At 37.4% G+C, this 23,827-nt stretch carries 9 protein-coding genes and 1 pseudogene; 1 reads left to right on the plus strand and 9 read right to left on the minus strand.

Going from position 1 to position 23,827, the window contains the following annotated elements; all coding sequences use genetic code 11:
• Positions 1-11 precede the first annotated feature (11 nt).
• Positions 12-1,079: a pyruvate kinase gene (pyk, locus tag MY490_RS11765; protein ID WP_248265890.1), complete on the plus strand. Its 1,068-nt coding sequence runs from the start codon at positions 12-14 to the stop codon at positions 1,077-1,079.
• Between the two features lie 47 nt (positions 1,080-1,126).
• Here pyk and MY490_RS11770 read toward each other — a convergent pair whose 3' ends face one another.
• From MY490_RS11770 to MY490_RS11815, 9 genes and pseudogenes are all read right to left on the minus strand, one after another.
• Complete coding sequence (locus tag MY490_RS11770) at positions 1,127-1,357, minus strand: hypothetical protein (RefSeq protein ID WP_175403448.1); 231 nt, start codon at positions 1,355-1,357, stop codon at positions 1,127-1,129.
• An 818-nt stretch (positions 1,358-2,175) separates the two neighbouring features.
• Positions 2,176-2,370, minus strand: coding sequence for a DUF2187 family protein (locus MY490_RS11775; protein ID WP_248265891.1), 195 nt, complete (start codon positions 2,368-2,370; stop codon positions 2,176-2,178).
• 583 nt (positions 2,371-2,953) lie between these two features.
• The gene (locus MY490_RS11780) at positions 2,954-3,601 is read right to left on the minus strand and encodes a DUF1345 domain-containing protein (protein WP_248265892.1); all 648 of its coding nucleotides are present in this window, start codon (positions 3,599-3,601) and stop codon (positions 2,954-2,956) included.
• A gap of 153 nt (positions 3,602-3,754) precedes the next feature.
• Positions 3,755-4,117 (minus strand): annotated as a pseudogene (locus MY490_RS11785) (transposase).
• Positions 4,118-4,356: 239 nt separating this feature from the next.
• Positions 4,357-7,848: a S8 family serine peptidase gene (locus tag MY490_RS22145; protein ID WP_282439791.1), complete on the minus strand. Its 3,492-nt coding sequence runs from the start codon at positions 7,846-7,848 to the stop codon at positions 4,357-4,359.
• 604 nt (positions 7,849-8,452) lie between these two features.
• The gene (locus tag MY490_RS11800; RefSeq protein ID WP_248265893.1) at positions 8,453-8,647 is read right to left on the minus strand and encodes a hypothetical protein; all 195 of its coding nucleotides are present in this window, start codon (positions 8,645-8,647) and stop codon (positions 8,453-8,455) included.
• Between the two features lie 235 nt (positions 8,648-8,882).
• Positions 8,883-13,028 (minus strand): S8 family serine peptidase, encoded by a 4,146-nt coding sequence (locus MY490_RS11805; RefSeq protein WP_248265894.1) that lies wholly within the window; start codon positions 13,026-13,028, stop codon positions 8,883-8,885.
• Positions 13,029-13,748: 720 nt separating this feature from the next.
• On the minus strand, positions 13,749-21,764 hold the full coding sequence (locus MY490_RS11810; protein ID WP_248265895.1) for a S8 family serine peptidase: 8,016 nt from the start codon (positions 21,762-21,764) through the stop codon (positions 13,749-13,751).
• A gap of 1,176 nt (positions 21,765-22,940) precedes the next feature.
• Positions 22,941-23,591 carry a hypothetical protein gene (locus MY490_RS11815; protein WP_248265896.1) on the minus strand — a complete coding sequence of 217 codons (651 nt, stop codon included), beginning with the start codon at positions 23,589-23,591 and terminating at the stop codon, positions 22,941-22,943.
• Positions 23,592-23,827: the final 236 nt, after the last annotated feature.

Here is a 23,827-nt window from a genome sequence, read left to right on the forward strand (position 1 = left end):
GGCGATATCAAATGACAATCGATCGAATTTGTACGATTGGACCAGCTAGTTTTGATAAAAAAATACTGTCTGAATTGATTGAGCATGGCATGACAATCGCAAGACTAAATTTTTCACACGGAACACATGAAAGTCATCACAATGTGATTGAACTAATTAAATCTATTAGAAAAGAGACAGGAAAAAAAATTAAGATTTTAGGAGACCTCCAAGGTCCAAAAATTCGATTAGGAAAAATTGAAGGGGAAAAAATAAATCTTGAACCTAATCAAACTTTTACACTCGTGATTGATAAAATTACTGGTGATCTTCATCAATCAAGTGTTGATTATAAAGGGTTAATAAATGATGTGAAACAAGGAGATCGTATTTTAATTAATGATGGTGCAGTGGAGTTAAACGTTGAAAATATAGAACAAAATAAAATTGTCACTTCTGTGAAAACTGGTGGCGAAATTTCTTCGCATAAAGGCGTGAATTTACCCGGAGTCGTTACAAGTTTACCTGCTATTACGGAAAAGGACCAAAAAGACATCGAATTCATTTTGCAAGAAGGCTTAGATTATATTGCATGCTCATTTATTCGACGGGCATCGCATTTACAAGAAATCAGACGTTTTATGAATTCAAAAAGTGATAAAACTCCTCAATTAATCGCAAAAATTGAAACGATTGAAGCAATTAAAAATTTCCAAGAAATTAATAAAGAAACAGATGCAATTATGATTGCTCGTGGTGATTTAGGTGTTGAAGTGCCCTATCAATGGATTCCTCTTTTACAAAGAGCCATAATCCATGAGTGTAATTCAAATGGGACATATGTGGTCACAGCAACTCAAATGTTACAATCAATGGTAGATAATTCACTTCCAACAAGAGCTGAAGTAACGGATGTATTTCAAGCTGTGATGGATGGGACCAACGCCGTCATGCTATCCGCTGAAAGTGCTGCTGGCCACCATCCAATTGAAAGCATTGAAACATTAAAACTTGTATCTCAATTTGCTGAGACCGTAAAATCGAAATCTCCGTTTGATTTTAATGATATGCTTGAATTGATTAACTCAACGATCAAATAAACTTGATTTTCAAGACAAAAACGCCCCAAAAGGGCGTTTTTAAATTATCACTTTTCTTTTTTATAAAATCGTTCACCTGTATCTGGATTATAGTAAACTCTTGTTTTTTCTCCTGTTACAGGATCAATATTAACTTCACTAGTTCGTTGAAATCCTTCTGGTATTTGGTTTCCATGATTTCGATTAAAACGTTTATCGTAAATAAAATAACCTAGCAATAAACAAATAATGAGAAATAAAATTTGGATACCATAAAAACCGAAAATAAATGTTTCCACTATATTTCCTCGACTATTACTGAAGTTAAACTAGCGACAATATTTCTTATTTTATTCTCCATGTAAATAGACCTCCTAAAAGTATTCATGTAACAACACTAAACGATTTCACTCACTAATAAATGTATGTCATTTTGAACGTTCGAAATCATACCTTTAAATGATTATATCAAGTTTATTTTTTTAGGTCTACGTGAGGCTTCGTTGATTTAAGATGAAATTAATTGCATAAAATTTGCTAATTCTTCTTTTTTACATGATGAAAATTGAACCGTTAAAGTTCCGGTAAGGTTTTAATATCGGTTCGGCTCGATAACTTCACAAGGTCTTAAGGGGAAATATAGAAAAAATATCGAGAATATGAGATTATATTTATTCTTATTTACTTCTCATGTAGGCAATGCTTTGGTAGGATTATTTTTATCTTTTTTCCAGCCTTCCCATCAATAGTCCCTTTTCCTACGATCCGAATATTATTTAAACTGCCGTAATCGTATGCTAGCCTAGCCTAGGGTTTTCGTTTACACAACAAAAACTGGATAGCCTTTTAAAACTATCCAGTACTTTCTTTTTATCCAATTACATTATTACGCTTATTACTTTTTATCAATTCATCACTTTTCAAAAGCATTAACAATTTACATCACATATACTATTTCATTTGTCCTTTGTATTGGCCCCACCTACGCCAAATACGATGATAGCCACACATGCCATCCACCTTTATTTAGTATAACAGAAAACGCTTACATTTTCAATTTTTAGAATATTTAAATATATTTTTTAATAACTGAAGTATAACTGACTTTACTTTTCCTTCATACACCATCAATCACTTTGTAATTTTTATGTGCTATAACTGTTCTGTTTCCTTCAAACGCCAATTCCGTTACATTATCAATTATATTTACAATAACTGTATTTTCATTGACCTTCTCAACAACCCCTTTAATTCCATTCTTAAAAAAGACATGTTCCCCTAACTCAGCTATCTTTTTTGCCTTGAATTTCATCTTCTTCTCCCCAATCATCATCATTATTTTTCTTAGTTTTACTTCGTTATTATATTTTGATTTTTCTTATTCACAATTGAAAACGCCTTCATCAATTTGTAGCTAAACATTAATTCGTACCAAGTTAGCTAGATCCTTAGTGAATATTACGACTAAATCCTTTTTGTAATTCTATCTTATGCAAATAACCTAGTGGACATTTTTTATTCATTTCATACAAGGATGAAAATTAAGAAGTAATTATTTTAAATACTTTTTCTTTCAAACTACTTTTTTATTATATTACCAAAATTACAGATATAAATATAGTATTTATATTGAATAATAAAATTTTAGGAGTGTAGCATCTTTTCATTTTTAATCTTAAATAAACTACTTTTATAGCATGTGTTTGCTCAATATGGTTATAAATTAGATCAAGTATATTACATTCTTAATTTGAAAATAAATTTTGAGTTTGATTAGTTAAATTAAAAAAGCCGAGTTCATTTTTTGAAATCGACTTTAAATATTCTAATTGAACAAATGCGTTTGTTACATTGAACTAATTAAATTCACACATTGCCTAAGGGAAATTGTTTACTTAGGCTATATTAATTGCTCGTGCAGCTAAAACTGCTACTATAAGAAGGGAGATAGATGATTGAATCATCATAAGAATCTTTGCCCTTTTGGAAATAACCATCGTATCTGTTGGACTGAATGCTGTATTTGTATTGAAAGCAAGATACAAATAATCAAATAATGATGGAGTCCACTTTTCCCATCCTGGGATTTCAGAGGTCATTTGCGGAAATAAAAAATCGATTGGTTCACTTTTTCCACTATGCCTCTTTAACGGACCTCCTCCGTCGATTTCCCAATACCATACTGCAAAAACCCCAATATTAATAAACCATAGCAAGCCTGCACTCCGGAATAAACTTGCTGCACTAGCTGAATGATGGAACATTGCATAAATCAAAAATGACACACTGCTGATTAAACTTAATGTAATTACCCCTGTTATACAAAGGGACAATACACGGGTCCAACCATGATGACCACGGACTATACTTATTACCATTGGTACAAGCAGAATAACTACGACAGTAATTATTATCCAACTAGGACCTAGTGTTAATTTTTCCGAAATAATACTAAGTAGCGAACCAATGACTAGAACTGTAAATAAGTATGCTCCCCGAGGAACTTTAAAATGGTGGTTATCTGAAAATTGAGATTCGTGCAATGGTAAACTCCTTTCTATTTATTAAATTCGCTGAAAATCATAATGAATATAAATTTATCTTATCCTATATATATAACATTTAATTTTATAATAGATATCAAGTTTCGATAAGCTTATCATTTTTTCTTGTCAATAAACTTCTTAACTTTTAATTTAGGAGCTCTTATGACACTTGTAGCTGATTTTATTGTTAGTAGGTTTTCTTGTATAACTACTATGTGAGTTCTTTTTCTGTATCTCTTCACCTGAAAATGGATCTATGTATTCCATCATGCTTAACTGTTCCGCTACTACATCATCTTGTAGTTGATTTCGATTATATTCTTATATCCCCTTCTTGTTTTTTCCAACTGTATCTACATAATTCGCGTGACGATCAAATATCATTAAACTACACGCTGTAGCTTCTATAATCTCAACACCTTTTCTTTCACATAAAGTTCGGAGTATTTCTACTATATCTTTCTTAATTTCCCCGTAAATGACTTGCCTTCTGTATTTCGAGTCGAATACGATGTGATAATTACAATTCTAAGTTGAATGTGCTAAACTATTACTGTCTTTTGACATAAAAATTCCTCCGTATGCTGCTACTTTGGTTGGCGAACCAAAAATAGTTTAGCACCTCGGGGGAATTTTTTAATTCCACGCAATAAGCTTTTTAGAACCCTAGGCGTAGTCTAGGGTTTTCGTTTCCGCAATAAAAGAAGGTCTCCAAAAAGTATGACTTTTGGAGACCCTCTTTCTTCCACGTATTAATGTACGACGTTAATCTTTTGTGTTGCAATTGATGTAACTTTAAATCCTTCCACATTTTCGCCTTCCGCATAAAGCGTATAAGTTCCATTTGGTACTTCTGGACCTGGCGCCCATGAGAATCGGATTTCACTTTCACGTGCATAATCCTTTGTAAACACAATATTTCCGTTAACGTCCTTGATATAGAATGTCCATTTTAGTTTATTATCTGAGAACGCGATGACTTTTGCTGGACTGTTTTCGTTTACTTTCGTATAGTTTTGCACTGTCAAGTACTGTATTAACATACCCGATCTAATGTACGAAGTGTCTCCCCATACCGTATAGCCTTCGTTGTATGCAGCGTCTTCTGCCATCACGATAATGCTCTTTGGTGCTTTCTTTACAATCATGCTCGTTACACCTGGCTTCAGGACGTTATAATTACCATCTAAGTATACAACAGCTTGACCGAATCCAACTCCACCTTCGTTGTCCGCTACATCAAACGAGATTTGGAACTTTCCATCCGCTGTTGGTGTCACTTGAATATTTGATGTGTGTGGGGCTTTTGAGTCCACTTTTACCGGAATCTCAGTAGTTTGCGGTCTTGCACCTGGATAATCAAGAGTCGAGCGTAACACGTATTTATAATCACCGTCCGGGACAGTATTTCCATTTTCATCTGTCGCTTTCCAATAATATTGATCCATGTCAATAATTGGGTAGTACGTATTGCCCGTGCTCATAATATTTTTTTGGAATTTCCACGGCTCTCCTGTGAATTCGCTATAGTCTCCTAAGTATTGCACTTGGTTACCGTCTTTGTCGGCGATATATGCTTCAAGCTTTGATAAGTTACGTAGCACCGTGAAAGTTGGAATGACTCCTGTATTAATAGAATATGGTGAAACACCTACACGGCCTGCGTTATATTTATGTGTCACAGGATCCAGTGCTAACGGTGAATCAGTGATATCATCCCAAAGAGTCGTGTAACCTAAGAACGCATTGTTATTCTCAGGAGATGGGTCAATGTTTTTCGGCTCATCCCATTTCCCGTAAAAGCCCATGTATGGCATCGATAACGGAACAACTTTGTCGCTCTTATTATTAGATGTTGGCACCAAGCGAACGAATCCTTCGACGAAGGTATTTTTCTTCATATTATCTGGAAGCTGTACATCAATGCTTAATTCTTTTTGCTTGCCACGCTTGATCGTAATCGCTTCTCCGCCGTTCACATGAACGTCTGCTCCATCGATACGCGTCATTTTTGTTGTGTTATAATCATTTTCGCGTGGGCTGAAACCGAACGGCTCTAAATCATAAGACGCATGTGTTCTTTCGTCTGTTAACACGTCGACCACGACTTTATATTCCATTGAATCTGGAACATCTTTGCCATCTAGTGCTTGCATTTCAAGTTTCATATTGAAATGAGTGTCACCGATTTCGTGAAGAGCTACACTTCCGGCTTGCTCAAGCGGAGCCCGTTTGTTACGTATCAATACTGGCGTATCAATCGCATTTTGAATCTCCATTAAGCCAGAACCTTGCATACGTGGAGAATACGGAAGTGCGTTATTTGTTCTTGGGTCTGCAATAATGTTTGCTGTATTCATCAGTGCAATTTTTGCTAATAAAGCTGAATCTTCGTTTTTCGTTATACCCTTTTTACGCATAGATTCCATTAATAACGCCGCTCCTCCTGCTACTTGAGGAGTTGCCATCGATGTTCCGCTCATAACTTGGTATTTATTGTTTGGAATCGTAGAATAAATTTGTCCGCCGACACCAGTTATTTCAGGCTTGAAATCAAGATTTTCAGGCGTTCCCCATGAAGAAAAGTATGAAATAGTGTTCTTTAATGGATTGTCAATCCAAGTCCCTTTGGATAATTTTAAGGTTACATTTTGTCCTGTTTGTAGTTTAGCAATAAGATCTTGTCCGTTCGGCTTACTAGTCGTAATAACTGGTATCGACGACGGATTAAGCTGGACTTGCGGATAATCCTGCATAGTAGTCGGCGGAACAAAAATCGTTGCCACGGCCCCTTTATTCTTCGCATAAGTTTGCACATATGACCAATTGGCGTAAGTAGTTTTCGGCTGGCAAATCATGATTTTACCCGTTAAATCCAAGTTTTTGATGTCCGTGTCTTTTCCTTCGACACCGTACACCACTTGGTACTCTTTGTTCGGATCAAGCTTGTTCCCTAAAACAAACCCAGAATACGTTTGGTCTTGGTATGAAAGTTCACTTCCATCTGAAAGGTGTAGTGTATTCATTTGAATGTTGTTATTTTCATAACTTGCAACCGACAACGCAAATGGGCTAACGCCAGGTGATCCAACCACTCCTGTATCCGGATTATCAGCATATGGTAATACTGAACTCATCATGATATTGTTCTTTGAAGAATATGATGCATTACCGCCTGCTACTACCACTAATACACCTTGCTCTGTTGCTTCACGAATTGTTTTTTGAACCGGGTCTTCACTTTCGCTTACAGGACCTGCATCAGTACCTAAGCTCATGTTAATAACATCTGCGCCCATTTGTACTGCGTGCTGGATTCCCGCAATGATATCATCTTCTTGTGCGCCGCCTCCTTTATCAGAGAACACTTTCTCAGCTAAAATCTGCACGCCTGGAGCGATTCCTTTTACGCCGTTAGTTGCTTCATTTCCGTTTGCTGAAATAATCCCCGAAACGTGCATACCATGCGGACTGCCTGCAGGGAATACATCGTTGTCATTATCCGCCCAGTCATAACCTGTTGGGACCTTGTCAGTGTACCAAACATCGTTTGCTTCAGTTGAAGCAAGCTTTGCTTCAATATTTGAAGACGTTAGTTTTTCTGCAACTCTACCTTTGTCAGTTAAGGTCATGTCTTGGTGCTTGTAGTCGACACCGGAGTCAACAACTGCCACTAGCATTCCTTCACCTTCATAACCCATAGATTGCCATACTTTTTGCGCTTGGACTAAGCCTTTGCTTTCATCTGCTGCTTCTGTGAAAGTACGTGCGATATGAACGCGCTTGACTCCTTCAATTTTTTGGATGTCTTTTAAGTCTTTGAATTTTGCTTCCATAGAGAATCCGTTAAAACCTTTATTGAAACGGTGTCGAACGGTTTTAGACTGACCTTTTGGTAATTTATCGATTACTTCATCTTGGGCCTTTTCGTATGAAGAACTAGTTTCATTCGAAGGAGTATTTAACTCAACAATCACGCGTACATTTTGGTCTGGCGAGAATTGTTGACTTTTGTTTTTAAGCACGTTTTGGTAATCCATAGGATCATTGCTTATTTCTTCAGATCCTTGTTGATGTTCAGCTTGTAAAATTTCTTGACCTGTTTTTAAGATTTCTTGCAAGCTGATTGTTTCATTTTGACCTTCTTCCTGCGTTTCCGCCGATGCAACTGTTGATGATAACAGCATCGCACTAAGCACTGCAGATGACATAACTTTGAAAGGTACTTTCTTCAACTTATTCAATTCTACTCTCTCCCTTTTTTTAACCTGTTCTATATTTTTAATAATAAGAATTTTCTCGGAATTAGTAAATTGGGGAATTTAATTCGATGTTCTTGTCGTTTTTTAGACAAATAACTACAAGAAAACAGATGATATTATTTTTTTAGATAAAAAAAATCGATTTCAACAGAAATTTACAAATCAATTGTCGTATTTAGAAGAATATCCGATGATGAAATTGGGGAGATTTTTAAAATTAATTAGAGAAAAAGTGTTATTTTAAATAAAAAATGAAGTCATTTTAATTAAATTTTAATCATTTGTTCTATTAATCAATAAAGCAGCCACTGTACTGGCTACTTTTACTCTTAAACTAATAGAAAAATCATTCTACACAAGTTGAATAATTTGATTGATAAAAACTAAATTGTTGAAAATTACCAGGAACAAACCTGATCCCTTTAGGGTGCTATCTGATGCTGACACCTTTTTGTGCTTATGAAAGTGGTGGTTCAATTGGTGTGATTTACCAAATAGATGTTCTTGATAGAGAACAATTAGTATTGATATGCTTAATGAAATCCCAGATCTGAATGTAAGATTGCACCAGGATATACACAACCGTCTAGTGTTTCTTCTCGCGCGTAATGAGCATTTCAAAGCCAGCAGCTTTCGCTTCAGCGATCGTAATACTTCCGTTATGATTGCTATCCACTTTACTAACATCTTCATTACTATTTTCCGTTTCGTTTGCAGGTACATTTTCTGTTTTCTTTGGCGTACTGCTCGTACCTGTCGTTTTCCCTAAATTTTTGTTCACTGGGTTTACATTGTCAAATTCATCTGTAATGGATCTGCCCTGAATTTTGTATGTGAATTAATAATGGTTAGGATTTTGAGTCTGAGAATTTGGATAATGAATCACTGCTTCGGAATCAGTACAACCTCGTGCATCTTGAATACCTTAGTTATTAATTTATATTTTCATCAGAATAGATTAATAAAAAAACCACCAACTAAATTAGCTGGCGGCAAAAATTTCTTCAAATACTTTTTTAGTTTAATCCCAAAGGTTTAAGAATATCTTCTAATGTCTTTCCTTTATAAATTTTAGTTGGTTGCTTATGGATTGTAAAGTCTGGATTTAATAACAGGTAATTACCTTTCACAAACTGTATATCCTTCATATCTACTACACCATCAAAATTGATATCTGCATCGCGATCTTTTGTACCAAGCTTGCTAATAATGTAGACAGCATCCATGATATCAATGACATTATCTTTATTAACGTCTCCGGCTCTTGTAGTTCCGTAGAAGATATACTTTAGTTTTCCTACTGCCTGGCCTTCATATAAATCTACTAAATCATCTACTCTGGTGTGTCTCTCAAAATGACCAGGAACCTTTACAACTAGTTCATAGGATTGATTGATTAAGGGAAGATTCTTAATAGAAAATCTAGCAGAGCTGTTAACTGTTGCATCATATCGTTTTCCATCTTGACCAATCATATATACTTCTGCACCCACCATTGAATAGTCCTTTTGGTAATCAAGCCATAAGGTACCCGGTGCGATAAAACCATCTGGTAAGAAACCGCCTTCAAGTACAGAGGTTGCTGGAAGGATATTAATCCCTCTACCAAATTTATTTATAAACAATGGTGATTGATTTAATACATATGCTTTTGCTGAAGTGATGTTAAGTTGTTGAATCCATTTTGTGTAGACAGTTGGATTGTCCTTCACTTTGAAAGTAAGGTTCATTACTCCCATACTTTCATTAATTCCAGAAGTTGTAGTTCCAGTTAATTGTGGAATTAATTTAATACTGTTCATCGTACCAGTAGTTGTTTCAACTTTAGTAAAGTTAGCCGTAAGTCCCTTCGCTTGGGCAGCGTTTACAAGTTGGTTGTTTAATTCCACACCCTGAAGTTCAAATACTTGATTATTATATGAGAGGGTATATTCCCCACCCATGAAATCTTTAATATTGTGCTCGCTTAAAGTTACTTTAAAAGTATCACCGTATTTGGCATTATTTTTATCAGTCATTAATTTCACATATGAAGTTCCCTTTTTCACCAATGTGTAGACAAAATCTGGATGATCCTGAATGCTGTTCATAGCATTATCAAATGCTTGAAGTGAGATTGTTGTATTATTCCCTTGTGTAATCGTTTTTTGATATTCAAAATTACCATTCTTATCAATTGTTAGTGGAATGTTCCCCGTTGGAAAAGTAGTTAATACATTAATCATGTTAGAGGATTGGTCTATATTTATTCCGAAATTATTCATTGCATCCACATTATCATCATTAATATTTCCGCTTATTTTTAGACCAGTATCATCCACTTCATATACTCCACCTGGCATATTCATTTTAATTGTTGGAAGAGTATTTTCAATCATTACTTTCTCAGATTTTTTAAATAGATCCCCATCTTCGTTTTGTGCCACTAATTCAATTTCATATCTACCAGGTGACGCAAGTTTCTTTATTAAACTTACAGGTTGATCTTTATTACCAGTAAATGGGAAGTACAATCCAACAAATCCACCTTCTACTCCCCAAAACGTATCTTCATTAAAATACCCACCATGGTATGAATCGATAATCCCAAGTTCTTCCCCAGTATCTGCATTTTTTAATACAATATCAACATCGTTCATTCGACTTGAGAAACTGAATCCAATCGGAGTATATCCCATGTAGTTAGTATTCATATCTCTTCTAGTCGCAAATGATTTAAATGGTACTTCAAATTCACTTATTCCTTCGTGTATCTTCTTAAATCCAAATGGAATTTGATAAACTTCGTTGCTATCATTTTTATTTGTAAAGTAAATATAACCTTCATATAAACCAAGCTCAGCGTCTTTTGGTATTGTTAGAGTCGATTTAACGGAAGAATATGAATTTGGTGTTACTGTTACTTCCGAAGCGATATCCATATTTACACCATTTTTTGCAGCATTCTGTGACATTTCTCCACCTTGATTAAATACAACCTTTATGTCAAATGACTTTTCAGTATTAGAGCTATTTGTAATATCAATTGATTTTCTAATTTTATTATCTTTTTTAGAATCAGGAATAGGACCGTAAGCGATATCCCCTGCTGACTGTGGTTTATTAACTAGTTGATTATTTTGTATGGTTGATATTTCATCATTCACACTAACTTTAACAGCAGAATGAACAGCTTCATATGTATTAATTCTTCCAGATCCTTGTTCAAATACACTATAGGAGCCATTTAAATTTTCGGCCGTATTCATCAGAGCTTGTTTAACTTCTGCAGGTGTATATTCAGGATGTGTTTGTAAAATCAAGGCAGCAGAACCTGCAACATGCGGAGCTGCCATTGACGTACCTGAGAATCTAGCATAAGCATGCTGATAGTCAGCTCTATGACCTGCTCCGTTTGCATAAGCTGGGATTGAAGAGAACACTCCAACTCCAGGAGCCGTGACTTCAGGTTTAATATCATAATCCCTACTTCCTGGCCCCCTAGAGCTAAAGTCTGCTAACTTATCTCCAGGGATCGTCATTTTTCCAAAATCTTTAATGTTTAGATTTACTTGTCCACTTTTTAGCATATTAATTATTTTAGTTCCCTCTTCATTTAAAAGGTTAAACGTTGGGCAGTAGTCAAAGGAGTAGCCAAAATAGTAAGGAATATAGTCTTCAGTGGAAACATTATTGTATAGCATAACTGCTTTTGCACCATTTGCCTTCGCTAAAGAAATTTTAGCATTTAATGTTGTATTACCACGTTCAATAAGTACAATTTTATCTCTGACATCTAAACCTTTATAGTCAGGAATATCTCCTTTACCAACATATACAATTGGAATAGTAGACCCTTTCAGTGTATTAATACTAGTATAATAATCTAAAGCCATCATTCTCATATTATTTAGATTAAGAGTTTCAGTTGCTGAACTTACCACTCCATTACTAGTTTCTGCTGTAACATCAGAGCTGTTTGCACCAACAGATATACCTAGTGGTGATGCAGCTGGATTTCCGATTGAATATGGTGCTCCGTAATTCCCGGCCGCAATAACGCAAACCGTTCCAGCAAGGGTTGCATTGTTGATGGCGAGTGACATTGGATTTAGCGGATCGGTAACATCAGTCCCCAATGACAAATTAATAACGTCCATTTTATCTTGTACAGCTCTATCAATCCCTGCTAAAATTGCATCAGTAAAACCTGTTCCATATGGTCCCAATACTTTATATCCATATAGCTCTACATCTGGAGCTACACCAGTTATAGCGAATTCAGAAGAATTTTTCCCAGTACCAGCAATAATCCCAGAAACGTGTGTTCCATGGTTTGTCCAGTATGATGCACCAGTAAGCAAATTAAATTGTGGACTTCCTGATTTTTGAAAATCTTGATAAGTTGTTTCCATTGGGTCTGAATCGTTACTGACGAAATCATATCCACCTTTGTAAACGTCTTTTAGATCTGGGTGTGTATAATCGATTCCTGTATCAATGACTCCAACCTTTATACCTTTTCCAGTAATTCCTTCCTTATGTAACTTGTTAGCACCAATTTGATTAATGTTATCCTGAGTTAAAGTTGAACTGCTGCTTGTTGATTCTACTTCTTGCTCCACGTTTGGCTCAATTGAAACCTCTTTATTTTCATAAACAGCTTGAACAGTATCCATATTTATTAATTCTTGTACCTGGTTTGCAGGTAAGGTCATGGACACGCCATTAAAAGCATGCTTGTATTCCTTATTGATTTCAAAGGAATTATTTAATTTTGAATTTCCATTTAGCTGATCCTTAAATTTTTTATGGGATTCATTAACCAAATTCATGGAGTCATCTAATGAAGCTTTGATGCCATTGGCTTTCTTTTTCTTAAAATCTACCTCTGTTGGATCCTGTTTAAACTGAACAATGACATTTAGAGGTGTATCCACCTTCAAATTCACATCAGTTGAGAGTTTCAGTTTATCAAAATCCATCTCTTGCATACTATGAATTCTATCTCTGTCAGCATCGGATATATTTTTTATGTAACTGTCAATATCCTTTATGCTAGAATTGGAATCTGACACCGCAAATGTTTTTTCGTTAAGTATCAAACTAGTTGACAATAAAGATGTCGTTATCACCCCAGTGGTGATTACCTTGATGATTTTTTTGTTTTTTTTGTTCCTCATCAAATCGCTCCTTCTCAAATAAATCTAGGATTTCTTCTAAATCAAAGCTAGCAATCGATTAAATTAATATTCAGAATAATCACTTAATTAACATTATATATAGGTTGTATTTCGAAGTGTATTGGGGAATTTGATAAAAAGTAACTATTTTCTTTTTTACAAAAACCGACAATTTAAATAATTATAATGTTTGAAAATGAAGATTTTTGTGAAATTTATAAGAATAATTTATTGAAAATATGGTCTAAAGAAAAAATTTATATATTTAATTTGGGGAAATGTAAAGATTCACACAATTTTTTTGTTATTTAATAAAAAATAAGAATCCTATATTATTTTTTAATCAATTAAAGATTTTGGGCATTCCACAAAACTAACCGCCCCAAATCTATCTAAATTTTAATTAAAGCACTTCACCTTTTATAGTTGCATCAATAAAAGGTGAATAATACGAAATTTCTCCATGAATTTTTTTATTACTTGATCTTGATAATTGTATAGATTTAAAATCATTTCCTAGAGAACTAAACTTCCTTCTTATTAAAATTTTTGCAATACTTTGATTAGCAGTTGTAATAAATAATTGAACGCCATTTATCGCTAGCTCCTAAAAAGTAAGAATCTTGGTGCATTCTCCATCACTCATAAAATCACCCTTTCTATTTGATTTATTTAAAAAAACGAAAAAGCGTTCCGATATGCATCGGAACGCTTTTTCCATTATTTCTTGATGGTTGTTGCAACGCTTGTATTGCCAGCTTTATCTTTTGCAGTGATTGTGAAGGTTGTGCCATCACGTTGTTTGGCAAATTTCACTGTGAATTGGCCTGATTGGTTTGTTGTTGCTGTTCCAACCACTTTTTTGCCAACTTTCACTGTGATCACTGAACCTTTTTCTGCTTTACCAGTAATCGAAGTTGATGTCGCTTTGACGATGACTGGTTTTGCAGGTGCCGTTTTATCAATGACCGTGACAGTTGTTGCTTTGCTGCTATTTCCAGCAGCGTCTTTTGCGATTACTTTTAGAATCGTTCCTGCTTTTTGAACTGGAATGGTAATCGAGAATGTACCAGTACTTGTTGCTTTTACACTTCCGATGACTTTTGTGCCAACTAGGACTGTCACTGTTGCACCAGCTTCAGTTTTACCAGTTACCACTTTGTCAGAGTCTTTCACCACTTTCACCACTGGTGCATTAGGTGCGATCACATCTTTGACAATGACTGTCGTCTTCGCACTTTCATTGCTAGATGCATCCGTTGCGCTGACAAGAATCTTCGTTCCTGCTGCTTGTTTAGCGATCTTAATAGTGAAATCGCCAGTTGAACTCGCTGTCGCTTCCCCAATGACCTTTGTGCCAATTTTCGCCACCACGTGAGAACCTTTTTCTGCTTTCCCAACAATCGTTGTCGAAGTATTCGTCACTGCATTCACAATTGGAGCGATTGGCGCTGTGATGTCTTTAAAGGTAACATGAATCGTATGCTGAGCAGTTACATGTTTTAACGTGAAGGTGTTTCCTTCGATTGCTACTTTATCGCCATCAACGGTTAAGGTGTCAATGACATAGCCGTTTTCTGGTGTGATCACAAACGTTTGATCTGTGCCATAAAACATGTTGACGTTTCCGTTTGGTGTAATTGAACCATGAGCATCTGCTGAAACCGTCATCTTGTACACGATTTGCTTAAAGGTCACATCAATCGTATGATTAGCTGTTACATTTGTGAACATGTAACTGTTATCAACTGGTGTAATCTTCACACCGTCTACTTTTAGTGTTGCAATTTCATAGCCTTCGTTTGGTGTGATTGTAAATGGTTGGTTATCACCATGTTTCACTTCCACCCATCCGTTAGGGCTGATCGTTCCATTTGTGTCAGTTGTGACACTGATTAAATGAGCAAGCTCATCGCTGATGAAAATCGTGAATTTTGCATCAACATAGTTCGGTGCTGAAAGGGTAAACCCATACACATCGACTGCTTGGAAAAGCGAGCGGTCGACAAATGTAATACCTGTCGCACTAAGTGTATATTTGCTTGAATCAACCACTTCACCGTTTAACGTAAGAACTGGATTAGCATTCAGCCAATCTTGGCTTGATGCAAAGTTAATCGTAATTGGTGTGGTTTCTTGCACATACGCAATTTTTGAGTTCAAGGTTGGCGGATTTAACTTCACCACTTGTGTAACCGTTGTATCTGGGTAGCAATACGCTTTCAACACAACCGGTACATTTCCTTGCGCAGGGAATGCTGAACCTGGAAGTGTCATCGTGATCGCACTAGCGGTCGACGAAATCGTTGAGTCACCTTTCACCGATACGCCTCCGACTGTAATATCACCTGAAGCAGCTTTTGTTGCGTTTGCCCATCTTGTGTTTTCTGCTGTATTTGGCACTTTGATCACAACTTGTTTTCCGACTCCGCTTGTTGTAACAGTTGGAGTTGGCGCTGGTCGTTGAACAAAAGCTTGTGTAATACTAACAGTTGCAAAGTAAGGTGAGACAAAATTAATCGTTTTGTTTCCTGCTGCTGTATTGGATTGAGTTGCATAGCCATCAATCGTGACACTTCCAGCAACGCTTGTCACATACGGTTTCACAGATGTGTTGTTAAATTTGACATCTCCGTTGTCCGTTGTGGTTTCGGTTGTTGCACCAACGAATAAAGAACTTCTCCATAACGGATTGTCTGCACCAGACATTGTGTAGGTAACAGTGTCCCCATATTGTGGCGTTCCACTTGGTGCGCTTAGTGTTAAAACAGGTGCTGGTTGTGGTGTGACCGTAATCGATACATTGTTATCAGCATAACCAGAAGCTGTAACCGTGAAAGTTTTTGCGACTGCACCGCCACCGTTTGTTCTCACTAAATCATAAGGAATTGTGATCGTTCCGGCTGTTTCATCGATTGCGATACGCGTTTTAACGGTTGATCCGAATTTAATCGTCCCGCTCGTTTTCATCGCGTTAATCCAATCAGATGCCTTTGTGCCAGGAGTGAAGTTCAACACTAAATCTTGTCCAGCGTAAATGGTTCCTGCTGGTTTTGTTAAGGTAATGCCTTGTTTGTAAAGTGGTTGATCCACTTTCACCGTTTGATAATTTGTTGCCATCACGCTAACCGATACTAACCCTGGTGTTGTCATGAGTGACTTAGGAATTATGATTGGCGTATTTGGTGCGCCTACTGTAATGTTATTCGCAGCAAAATCCGCTTTTTTAATAACGTTATTTCCAATTTGAATCGCTGTAATGGCATCTCGCCACTGCTGTGTATCGTTTGTTCCCCCAGCTGTGATGCTGATTGGATTTGTATTGCTGTCGTCAAAATAACGATTCGTCTCTGATGTCAGCGTTGGTGCTGGATTCGCATTAATCCGTTGAGAGAACGTATAGGAATCATAATCCTTCGCTTCGACAACGATTTTCCAATCAAAGAATGTTCCATTGTTATTAATCGAAGGTGTCGTAAATACACCTGCTGGAATCGTAAAATTAAACGTCGTTTGGTTTGCTGGCGTAATCACGTTAAAGAGTGACTGAAGTTCAGTTCCTGTATACGTTTTTGCCACCGCGCCGCTTGGGTCTGTTACCGTAATTTTGTTGATGTTTGGCATCCAAACATCACGGTAGTGAGCCGCTGTTGAGCCTGTACCGTCTGCACGCGTAAAGGTTAGTGGTTTTCCGATTGTTGTCACGTTATTCGGTGCAAGAAGACTGAAAGAATTCCCTGCGCCATTCGTCATTTTAAATTTCATGAAGCGGTCCATATAACCTGGTGCTTTAAAGCGAATCGTGTGAACGCCACTTGTTTGGAACAACGATGGGTCCATTTCGAATTGTCCTTTGCTTGACACGACTTTATCTTGAATGGAATTCACAACCACTCCATTATACGTGTTTGTAGCAGACTTACGATCCACCCCATCAATCTGAATTTGCCCGCCAGTTCCGTCAATCGCTGCGCGATAAGCCGCATCATCGATTTGGGTTAAGGTCGTCACCCCTGTACTAACGTCTGGTGCTTTGTAAGCAACCGAGAACAATTGGAACGGATTCACTTTACCAAAATAGACACTCGCTACGCTGTCGCTTGTTTTCATGTAAGGAACAGGCTTGATGACGCTATTAAAGGCTGTTAAATCAGAACCACTTGGAATCGTCGCAAAGCCAGTCAGTGTTAAATCAGCACTTGTTTTTGTTGTTGCCGTTAAGTTCGCTGCATTAGGTGCTGTATCGTTGATTTTGCCAAAGTTTTTAATGATGTACTCAAAATCCGAGTAATCGATACTACCATCGAAGTTTAAATCGGCATTTCGTGTTACCGTTGATGGTGTTGCGACATAATCGTTATACGCACGAGATTCCGCTTCGATGTCTTTCATATCGATGACATTATCATTGTTAACATCCCCGGCAAGCATGATTGCGCGTGGAACGCTATATCTTCCGCCCGCCGCGTAGCCATATTGACCTGCTGCATTAACAGCCAGTGTGCCGTAGTATGTGAAATGTCCCGGTGTTTTCATCGTGAAATTGTACGGTTTTGTTCCTGCTTGCAATGGCATTTTGGTTGTAAATAAGCCATTTTGTATTAATCCTTGATTGTCTGACGAAGAGGATGCTGTTGGGTCTTGCGCCACTGGTAAAGTGAAGCTTTCGCCACCTGCGTTTGGATCTTCGAATCGAATCTCGGCACCACTGTTTTCTGCCGTAAGTGGTGTTGAACGACCGTAGGTAGGAGACGTTGGATTGTTTTGGAATCCTTCTGGTCGAATGTCTCCAGTGACCATCGCGCCACCTTTGACAAATACATGTTTGTCTTGGAAAATCGGAATGCGGTCTATGCCAGTTGTGCCATTTTGATACGTTGTAATGAATGGGATATTCCCACTTCCTTGAAGCCAAATCGTATCAAGACCAGTATCATTTACCACTTTGTACGTGATGTCTAAAATCGGCATTTCTTGTGCAACACCGTTTTGTAACGTATCACTTGTATTTAACACACCTTGTGCTTTCACATTATCTGGTAAGTTGAAATGAACAATCATGTCGCTGTTTACATCTTTATCGAGCACAATCCAGTTTTTATCCGCTAGAATGCCTTTTGATTGCAAGAAAGCTTTATAAGCTGGGCTGAAATCGATATTTGTTCTGTCTGCAAAATCAAATTCGTCTAAGAAGAAATTCGCCCCGACTAGGTTTTTCGGATATTTAATCGACAAGGTCGATTGGAAATTGTCTCCTTGACCGACTAATGTTTTGTTTGCAAGGAACGAAGGGTCAATGCCGTTTAACGTGGTTGAACCCGGAGAGTCAAGACGTTTAAAACGGTTGATCGAGTATTCATTCCCTTTTTTCACGAAGTAATAATAGCGACCTTGCGTTTCTAAGTTCCCCGCAAATGAATAATCTTCTGGGTAAATACGGAACTGTGTTCCAAACATTTCTTTTTGTGGGTCTTTCGTTGTATTGACAAGATCCTCTTTTGAAATCCCGAATTTAAAGTTACCGTCTGCCTCCATGTCGATAAAGTAGTTAACATACGGTGCAGAGTTCGAATCGCCAAGCATCCCGTCAATTCGACCTAATGATTGACTCACGTTTGTATCCGTGTCGTAATTTGGTGGCTTTGGAACCGCTGTATCTTTCCCAACGTTTTTCATATAGTCAACGTTCGAATCATATGCTTTTCCAGAAAACCATTTTAATGCACCATTGGTGGATGGACCATCTGGGTCAATTTCGTAAATACCAGGTTGACTATTTGCATCCATTTCCATCGTCGGCGGGGTGTTATCAACATACACACTGCTGTTTAATTCATACAGATGACCAGTCGTCGCATCTAACGCACGCGCTTGAACGATGTAACCGCCTTCATCTGTGATTTTTGGTGTCGACGATTGTTGGGACAATTTCAACGTAAGGTTTGGATCATCCTTTGAAATCGGTGTGGTATACGGATAATACGAACCATTGGTTAAGAATGGAATATAGCTAAGATTTCCAAGGCTGAGTGAGTTCGTGTTGACCGTTGTGAGATAACCGATATAATTTTTTCCTGTGACGTCCATGAGATAAAGTCTTAGGCCGTAGACTGGATCAAGCGGACTCTTTACACGTAATTCTGCATAAGACTGTGGAAGCACAGCGAATGTGTTCGGATTAAAGTTTTTGTTTCCGGTTAACGTAATCGCTTTCCGTTGGACACGGAAATCAACCCCTCTGCTTTGAACATTGATGGCAAGAGGTAAGCGGTACGTTTCTGACGGGCTTGCTTGGTTCACGAAGTTCACATATGCCTCGTAGTAACCACTTGCGGCTGAATCTGGTGCAGTGAAGGTTGCCACAACGTGAACGGTTTGTCCTGCTGGCACTGTGATGGATGTTACGGGAGTACCTGGTGCAGAAGCATTCGCTAAGGACACTTTTGCTCCTTCAGAAGCTCCGTCTCTTCCATCTTTTACATAAGAATCTTTAAAGAAAACACTTGATGAATCAAAGGTTTTCGCTGATGTTCCGTTGTTTGTAATATACAAATCACCCGATTTTGAGACGGAACCGTCTACTTGGCGAGGTGTATAACCGAATGAAAAACTACCAGTCGTATTCGGAATGGATACATAGTTGTTTGTGACGGTATCATCCATAGATGTACGGGATTGGATGTAATCTTTTACTTTAAAGAGCATATCTGAATGAACCGCTTGGTACGGATCACTTTTCCCTGAACCGACTTGGAACAAGCTATATTGTTGTGCAAGATTGTCTGATGTTTCCATTAACGCAACTTTCACATCTTCTGGTTTGTAGTTTGGATGAGATGCTAAAATCAACGCTGCCATACCAGCTACGTGAGGCGTTGCCATGGATGTACCTGACATCGATTGGTAAGCCGTTGAATAGTCTGTATTCGTTGGCGATGCAATGTCAAAAGGTGCTGCTGAGTACACATCGACACCTGGTGCGACAAGATCCGGTTTAATTGCAAGTGAACCAGTGACAGGGCCTGTTGAACTGAAATCAGCTAATTTGTTTCCGCCCATTGTAAAGTTTCCAGCATTCGAAATCGATACGGTTTTAATTGCGCCTGCTTTGAATTGATTATAGAAATTCGTTCCATCTTCTTTGTTGATTTGAAGCGTATAAAGGGTATTATTCCCTGGCCCGAAGAAGAATGGATAATATCCTTGATCATCAAAAATGAGTGCTGGATTGTCCGTTGGATTCCACATAATCATCGCTTTCGCGTGAGCTTCTTTTGCGTATTGAGCCAATGCGTTTGGTGCACCTGCTCCACGCTTTACTAAGACAACTTTGTTGGTCACATCGACACCTTTATTTTTGACCGAGGTGTACCATTCAGGTGTACCGTATCCAACATCTACGATGTCAAACGGAGTGGAACCACTGATTTTTGTATCGCTATCTGAAAATTCTTTACTAAGTAAGCGTGTATTGAACGATAACACTTCGCTGTTATTTGGTGCGAATGAATGGATATCAAACGTTGGAATTGGTTTTGGGAACGTCATCGCCCCAACGGTAATGGCTTTTGGCGCAGCACCAGGCGTTCCAATCGATCCAACACCAGGACCTGAATTTCCAGCCGCGATCACAGCCGTTACACCAAGGTCTGTCACGTTATTAATCGCAACCGCGTTTGATGACAATGAATCATTTATATTTGACCCAAGTGACAAGTTGATGACTTGACAACCATCACGGTAAGACTGTTCAATTCCAGCGATGACATCTTCATCACTACCTCCGTGAGGACCTAGTACACGATAACCATATAATTGGACTTCAGGTGCAACGCCTCTTAACGCATAAGGAGAATTGTTTCGAGAATCCCCTGCAATCGTACCGGATACATGGGTACCATGTGATGTAATGTATTCATGATAGTCGTCTGGAAAATATGGATCACGCTGTTCAGGCGGTAGCGCATCGTTCGCATTTTTTGCTGCAAGCCAATCCGCGTAAACGGTTTCCATCGGATCATTGTCGTCGTCGACGAAATCATGTCCACCTTGGTAAAGATCTTTTAAGTCTGGGTGATTGTAGTCAATCCCTGTATCAATAACCCCTACTTTCACGCCCTTACCCGTTACCCCTTCGTTTTGAAGGTCGTGGATTTTTAACCAATCAAGTACTGGCGTTTCACCTGATTGAGAACCTTCTGGTCCAGGTGATGGAATCGAACCTGCTAATGGTTTAATGGTATTTTTTGACGCAGGCGACTGAACAGAAGATGTCGTTTTCGTCGTTGTTTGACGAGAGAATGTTGGTAAAACATTCGGGTTCGTTGATTCTTTTTGGATGACGCCATCTCCTGTTGCACTTGACGCGGCATCAATATTCTTTGTCGATGGGATCGGTGCATACTGAACGTTTAGATAGACACTTTTGACAAATGGTTGTGCTAACAGGCTGGTTAACGATGCTTTTGGAATCTTTACAGCAATCCCATTGAATACATCCGTATATTCTCTACCTGTTTTAATCGAATTGGTTTCACCAGTCGCTTTTAATCGTTTCGATTCACTACTGATGAAACTCTTAAAGTCGCTATGATTTTGACTCACAACCTCTTTGGCACTTTCCAGAGTGACTGGCGTGCTTTGTTGGTTGATTCCGACACCTGACTTACTGCTTTTTTGCTGATTCAATAGTTGAATCGCAGCTGGATCAGCGTCAAATTGAACGATGACGTCCAATACATCCGTTTTTTCCACCGAACTCGGAGAAAATTTTAGTTTTTGCGCATACAAGTTTGCCAAATTTTGCGTTGCCGAGTCGACAGTCATCGGACTAATAGTTTTGTTTGTCGTACCACTTCCGCCAGTCATCGCATAGGTAGGAAGTACATTACCAATCAGCATCAAACTAGCAAACGAAACGGTCTTAACGGTCTTTTTCACTTTTTTACGCTTCATCGTTGTGATGTCTCCTTCTTAATGAATATTAATTAGCATGAACTTTTGTCAAACCTAGAGGTAATACAACGTTTGATAGCATTGCACTACAATGCAAAGAACGAAAAAATCTTTTTTGTTTGTCTTTTACTAAACTTTTTTCTATACTTCATAAATTCCCCCCAAAAAATTAAAGTAACGTTGTAATTTCTAAAATATTCTTAAGATTTAAAACGTTAAAATAATTTTACAGTAATCTACAATTTTCGCATATTGGGGAATTCACTAATAATTTCTGACAAATATATGAATTAAATCTATTAATATCTGACAATTATATTAATTAAATCTAATAATCTGCAGAAAACAGATGAAAATATTTAAAAATCGTACTAAAAAGCTCTAATCTTAAGGATTATTAAAAAATGCCTTTTAAAACTAAATTTTGGGGAATTTATTGTTTTTTAAAGAAAATACCCAAAACTTGTAATATTCCATATTTACAGTTGTAAAAGGAAATAAGCTTTCACGCAGTTTATCATCATTACTATTTAAATATGTATTTTTAATTGAATCCCCGATTCCTTTAGAAGTAAGAGTAAATGTCGTTATTAATTCATTATGTAATTTCATTGAGTAAGATAATTGGAGAAAATATTAGATTGGTAGTACATTTATTATCAGTAAAAGAAAGAAAACGAAAAAAATATATAATCATAGTTAAAAAGTAAATCTTTCATTTAAGAACAAAAGTGTAGAGATTACAGTACAAAAAAGGATAGATGTTGAGTTGATATTATTACTTATCATCTATCCATTCTCTTATAATCAAATCTTTATTTAAATCCTACATCTTCGCTTGTAAATTAAATCAATTTGTTTCTAAACTATTACTCTTTCGAATCTTTTTTGAAAAATTGTCAGGATAAATCCACAAAAAAACTAGCGATTTACCTACGCTAGTTACCTCACTCTTTTTTATTCAACGATTTCACCTTTTTGCGTAATGTAGATGCCTTTTCGGTGATCATAGCTATCCGAATCGTAAAAAATGAACGTTAGAACAGGAAAATGATTGGTTTGAAGAACCGTTGATAAGGTTTTGATTTGTTTCATTTCGGACTGACGTTCTGTTTCCGTCAGTTTAAACCAGTCACGATCCATTTCAATCGATAAGACCCCAGAATACCCAGCGTCGTAATGAAGCGATTGCAAAGTCGGGATGTTCGGTCCGACCGCTTCTTCTAGTTTCCGTTCCAGTGTCAGTGTTGCAGCCGGAAATAAGGAAGATATAGTTGCTTTGATTGGCTCCGCTTCGGTCGTTTTCCAAAATTCTACTGGATACAAATCCGCAAAGCCGCTTTCTTCATCTTGCGAGACGGATACGTCAAACTTGATTGTTGGACTCGCTTTTGGCGAAGCTGTTGCATAGTAACCTGCTCCTTCTCCGTTATATTGAACGAGATTAATCGTGAATGGTTGATGATATTTTTTTTCGAGATAAGTTAACATCTGTTCCTTTTCTTTGAATTTCCCCACCGGTGTACCGGAAAACTTCGCAAACGTGTAGTACATAGTTCCTACGGCGACTAAGGCGATGATACATAGTAATAGTTTCCACACTTTCATCCCATCTCCCCCTTTGTTCCATCCTATTCCTTCCCGATCCTAACTAGACTACTCTTCCAGTTTATCTTGATATAGTTTGGATGATACTGTGTTCCCCTGTCGTTGTGGAGAATAAGTTTTTGCACATCCTTTTCTTTTTGAACTGCTTGATAAACTGACTTTATAACGAATAAAGTCGGTGTATTTTCACTGATTTCATATGCAATGATTCCATTGTTAAATAGATCTAATATTGC

This window comes from Gottfriedia acidiceleris (genome assembly GCF_023115465.1).
Classification (GTDB): Bacteria; Bacillota; Bacilli; order Bacillales; family Bacillaceae_G; genus Gottfriedia; species Gottfriedia acidiceleris_B.

Bases quoted from the DNA above. Each gene is read 5' to 3' on its own strand.
- pyk (WP_248265890.1), top strand. From the start codon at position 12: ATGACAATCGATCGAATTTGTACGATTGGACCAGCTAGTTTTGATAAA.
- MY490_RS11775 (WP_248265891.1), bottom strand. From the start codon at position 2,370: ATGAAATTCAAGGCAAAAAAGATAGCTGAGTTAGGGGAACATGTCTTT.
- MY490_RS11815 (WP_248265896.1), bottom strand. From the start codon at position 23,591: ATGAAAGTGTGGAAACTATTACTATGTATCATCGCCTTAGTCGCCGTA.
- MY490_RS11805 (WP_248265894.1), bottom strand. From the start codon at position 13,028: ATGAGGAACAAAAAAAACAAAAAAATCATCAAGGTAATCACCACTGGG.